4 protein-coding genes and 1 pseudogene are annotated in these 4,718 nt (G+C 38.3%); 1 reads left to right on the top strand and 4 read right to left on the bottom strand.

Annotated elements, in window-relative coordinates; all coding sequences use genetic code 11:
• Positions 1-244: 244 nt before the first annotated feature.
• The 4 genes and pseudogenes from HT736_RS04035 to HT736_RS04025 all read right to left on the bottom strand — a co-directional run bounded on the left by HT736_RS04035 (position 245) and on the right by HT736_RS04025 (position 4,261).
• Positions 245-1,054 (bottom strand): replication initiation protein, encoded by an 810-nt coding sequence (locus HT736_RS04035; RefSeq protein ID WP_000715517.1) that lies wholly within the window; start codon positions 1,052-1,054, stop codon positions 245-247.
• A gap of 975 nt (positions 1,055-2,029) precedes the next feature.
• Positions 2,030-2,446: a hypothetical protein gene (locus tag HT736_RS11665; protein ID WP_226372379.1), complete on the bottom strand. Its 417-nt coding sequence runs from the start codon at positions 2,444-2,446 to the stop codon at positions 2,030-2,032.
• A 490-nt stretch (positions 2,447-2,936) separates the two neighbouring features.
• A pseudogene (gene mobV, locus HT736_RS11660) lies at positions 2,937-3,521 on the bottom strand (MobV family relaxase); the annotation flags it as partial.
• A gap of 452 nt (positions 3,522-3,973) precedes the next feature.
• On the bottom strand, positions 3,974-4,261 hold the full coding sequence (locus HT736_RS04025; RefSeq protein ID WP_078373521.1) for a hypothetical protein: 288 nt from the start codon (positions 4,259-4,261) through the stop codon (positions 3,974-3,976).
• A 64-nt stretch (positions 4,262-4,325) separates the two neighbouring features.
• On the opposite strand from HT736_RS04025, the gene HT736_RS04020 reads away from it, so the two are divergent.
• On the top strand, positions 4,326-4,718 hold a 393-nt coding region (locus HT736_RS04020), incomplete at its 3' end, for a hypothetical protein (protein WP_172930779.1).

The raw sequence follows: 4,718 nt of genomic DNA, 5'->3' as shown, positions 1-4,718 counted from the left end.
AAACAAATAATTACAGTAGTGGTGGTTCAGGGATGAGCATACCGAACCCTGAAATTCTATACGAAGAATAATTCACTAACAAGAAAGAGACTGGGACAAAATTGTCCCAGTCTCTTTAAATTTCATCAACATCGAGCTGCTTTTTCATCTCAATAGCATCTTTTTACTCATAAATTAGATATAAACAAGTGTTTTCCATGACAGTTACAACCATTTGAACCATACTTAGATTTTTGAACAGTGCTTAATCTAAAAAATCATAAATATCTGTCTGTCGACTTCTTTCTTCAGCTTGCTTGATTATCTCTGCAGTTGGTACTTGTCGATTATCAGTAATCTGCATTTCATAGCCTATGACCTTTCGGCCATTTTTAACTACGTTTAGATAAACATCTACCCCTAATTTTTTCTCTAGCTCTTCTGCCCCAACTTTCAGACAGTTCCTTGCAAAGATTGCAGGGGGCATTCTTCTCTCTTCCCCTAAAAACCAATCTTGCCAATCGTCTAAATCTCCTTGAATGGTTGTGACACGTTGATTTTTAAAGCGATTTGCTTCCCACAATTTCATCAAAATAATGGCATACTTTGATTTGATTTGAGCTAACTCTGCCAATTTGAACGAGAAGAACTGGCTACGTAAAGCAAATACGTAAGGCGCAGCATCTTCTGAAAAGATAAATTCCACTTCGCCATTAGCTAAGAATTTAATTTTTCTAAATAACTGGGTCATCAATATCCCTTTAACGCCATTCTCAACGATTGGCAGATATAACGCAGTGTTTTCGTTTAGGGCTTTAAAGCCACGTGCCACACGCTCATAGTTTTTCCCTGAAGCGTTCAATCCAAAGTGCTTCAGCACCTCTTTTGCATTTGTCGTAAATGTATCTGTTGCAGTGCTTTCTTTGGTCACATAGCTAAAACAATAGTCCAGTAGCTTATGTTCAAAGGCTTTTAAATTCCCAAAGGCTTTGGCTAGGTCATTCGCTTGTACTACTAGATAATCTTGTCTAGACATCAAGCCCTCAAACGCATTTTCTGACTTCCCTTTTTTCATGGCTTAACCTCACGTACTTTTTTGTCATAAATGATTATATAATATTACATGACAAACTTCAAGTAATTTATTACTTTTTTGTCATGTATCACGTACTTTTTTGTCATGTATCACGTACTTTTTTGTCATGTATCACGTACTTTTTTGTCATGTATCACGTACTTTTTTGTCACTTATCTCCTCGCAAACCCTTGATAATACTGACTTTTTGACACCCCCAAAGTATATATAAAGTAAGTTATAAAGTAAGTATGAAAGTAACTCCTTTAGAAAAAATCCTTCATTTTTTTTAAATTTTTCAAAAAAAAGACCCTATCGGGCCAATCTCTTAAAAATGCATCCGGGGTCTTTACAGCTCGAAGCTGAAGGCAGTCCCACACCCGACACAAAATAGTGCCCTTTGAGCTATCCGTTTCCAGTTGCCCGACCTATAAAGAGATTCACGCCACCGACCGTATCGCTGAGGCGCCTCAATTTGATTATATCACAAATGTCTATTTTTGACACCCATTATAAAACTATGTTATAATTTAATCAACAACAAGAGTAGTGAGTTCATCACGCTAAACGAAAAGCACCCTGTCCGCCAAGACTTAGGGTGCTTTTTTGCGCTAGCTACAACACACTAGCGTTCGTGAAAAGTGACACTATTTCTCGTTGTCATCGAAGCGCTTTTCAATCCACTTCATCCCATAGGCTTTCCCCAACTCGTACGCTAAGGGCAACACTACTCGGACAACAACAAGAAGAGTAATGAGTTCTAACAAGCTAAACACCTCCTTTCGAAGGCTTAGTGCCAGAATATTGCTATTATACCATGTCCGCTTGCTTTATTCCATGGTCTATTTGACAACAAGGAACCTAGGTCGTTAGTCTTTGGTTTGTCGGTCAGCTGAACAAAGTTCAGACTGAACCGCCTTAACCAGTCTAACTTGACCTAGCTTATTGTCAAATAGCTTTCACGGCATAAATCGCTCAGATACTCCGCCCTTTTGTAGGCTCATGTCTTTTCCTAGACAGTTCTCGTGTCTCTCTTAAGTTTTCTAAACGCTTATTGAGGCTGGTTACTTCTTTTTCTGTTATGACTTCAGAAAGGTCATCTAAGAGATTTTTAGAAACTTTCAACTCCCTGTTTTCTAGCTTTAATGCTTTGTTTTCAGTCTCTAATTGCTGATTTTTCCATTCTGCATGAGATAGGCTATTTTCAAGCCTACTCTTTGCTTCTTTCATGCCTGCTAGTGCATTTCTAAGTAACTCATTTTGATTGACCGCCTGCTCCAGCTTCTCTACAACATCAGACACAAACGTCTTCAGTCGTCCAACAAAATCCGAAGTAAAATTAAAGCCATCGCCAAACAGTTTAGGAGTAGCATTTTCTAATTCTTCCTGCAACTCGACGTCTATCTAAATCTCTATACGAAATTTTCGATAAGTTACTTGATTGTTCCACCAAAAGTTGCGTTTTTTCTCTATGAGCTCTCTCCAGACGAACCACATCATCGCTCAGACGCTTAGAATCGCTTTTTAACCCCTTTATTTCCTCCTGACGACTATTTACCTCAGAATTTAACTCAGATAGCTCTGAGAGCCTCTCAGAAGCCTCAGAATCGATTTTACCGTATTCGTCAATCTTTTTCTCAAGGACACCCTCTAAACGTCCTAAATCTGCCCTTAAATCGTTTCTATGAGTGTCTAGCCATTTGAAACGCTCTTCCAACGTCGCTTCTCGGATGTTAAATGTCACGTCTGAATCTGCAAACAAAGAACCTATGTCCTCATAATCTTGAATTTCTGACATTGTTGCAGGTCTACGTTCTTCCGTATGCCAATATTTTGGCGCTCCTAAATCTAGCAATTCCTGATTAAGAGCTTCACGCCCCATTTTTTCCTTGTAGTCCGCCACACTCAAATGCTGTTCTTTGCTATCTCGCTTTCCACGTTGCAACTCAAAACCATGCTCATTCATGTACTTTGGCAAATCTTCCTGAATATGCTTTAGCTCCTCACGGTTAAACATAACCTTTGATGACAGCTTACCATTTCTCATTGGCACAATCCCTAAGTGCATGTGTGGGGTACTCTCATCAAGATGTACACTGGCATAAGCAACGTTGGTTTCTCCGTAATTCTCCGCGAAGTAGTTTTTAGCCGTTTCAAAAAATTTTCTCGTCTGCTCCTGGCCCAACTTTTCAAAAAAATCTTTATCTGACGTAATAATCCATTCATCACACAAAACAGCGTCTTTCCGTATCCCACGTTTAGAACTCTTGTTCTCGTTCACATAGTCCTTAATTTGCCGTTCATACGACACAGAGCGGTCACGATCCGTCAACTCATAGTTGAGGTGTGACCTGCTCGTGTCGATGTCTTTGTTTGAGTGCTTTTCAAAAATCCGTTCATTGTGCTTATATGCGCCACCCAAATTCCCAACTTTCATTTTCTGCATTCTCGCAACCATGTAGCTCATAACTTTTACCTCCTCAGGTGGGTCATTCGAGTAGCGAATGACAGACGAGCCGGCAAGCCTATTGCTCGTCTATTGTGATAACATTCTAGCTAGAATTTTAGCACAAATTTCGGCTAACTTCCATGTAAAGTATAATAACGCACTATACTTTACTTCGTAAAAGTGCGTTCTCCGAAGGCTCTTGCAGAGAGCTAGTCCGCCCACTTTATGCCAGGGCGAACTACAAAAAAAGCCCTCGAATCGCAAGGGCATTTTTTGAAAAATTGGGCGACTTCGATAAGTCCCCCAAAGTCATTTTTTCAAAATGACAGTCGGACGGCTTCGCTATTGTCCGACCAAAAAATCAAAGTAAACATAGTTGAGAAAATTATCTCCATAGGAAACATTGATACTATCAACTCCACACATCCTACATAGACAGTTTCCATTATATTTTTTAATATTCTTCAAAACTATATCTTATACAAATTATTTAATCTTTCTAACTCTAATACATTCATACATACTTCTACTCCAGTAACTCCCCCCTTACTATGAATAACCCCACAAGAAAACACAATCCTCTCCTTACTCAAAATATTTGACAACACTACTAATGATTCTAAAATATAATCCTTTATAATAATAAAACTATTATTTTCATCCTTAGCAAACTCTATAAATCCAATATCCTTACACCTATCACCAAGATGAAACCTAAGTGATTTCAAAAAATAATCAAAAAAAACATCACCCTTCATAGAAAACCCTTTCATTTTTAAAAATATTCTGATATAATCATACAAAAAATAAAGGAGAACTACCATGAAAAAACTTATTTTATTTATAACTACCTTTCTCACTCTTCTTTCATTTACTGTTACAACATATGCCGAAACTCCAAAAGCAAACCAAATCACCCCATATTCTACTGCAACTGGAAATGGTGGAGTTTCCAAAATAGAAATTTATGATAACCGAAGTAGAGCATGGTGGTACGCACGACCTTATACTAAAAGCTCTTATCAATTCTCTGGAGGAGTTCGTATTACATTAACAAATGGCCGTACCTTATATTACCCGGTAAGCGGTCAAGGTAGGGCAGGACAATCAGTTAGTGGTTCAATATATGTAAGCGGAAAAATAAAAAGAGTAACTTTTACAGGTGTAGCTTACGGCCCTGGTGGAATACAAATAGCACTTCCTCAATCAGAAACA

It is taken from the genome of Streptococcus sp. 339 (assembly GCF_013277285.1).
In the GTDB taxonomy this organism is placed as follows: domain Bacteria; phylum Bacillota; class Bacilli; order Lactobacillales; family Streptococcaceae; genus Streptococcus; species Streptococcus pseudopneumoniae.
Note: the sequence above shows the minus strand (reverse complement) of the source record. Positions and strands in the feature narration are given on the sequence as shown.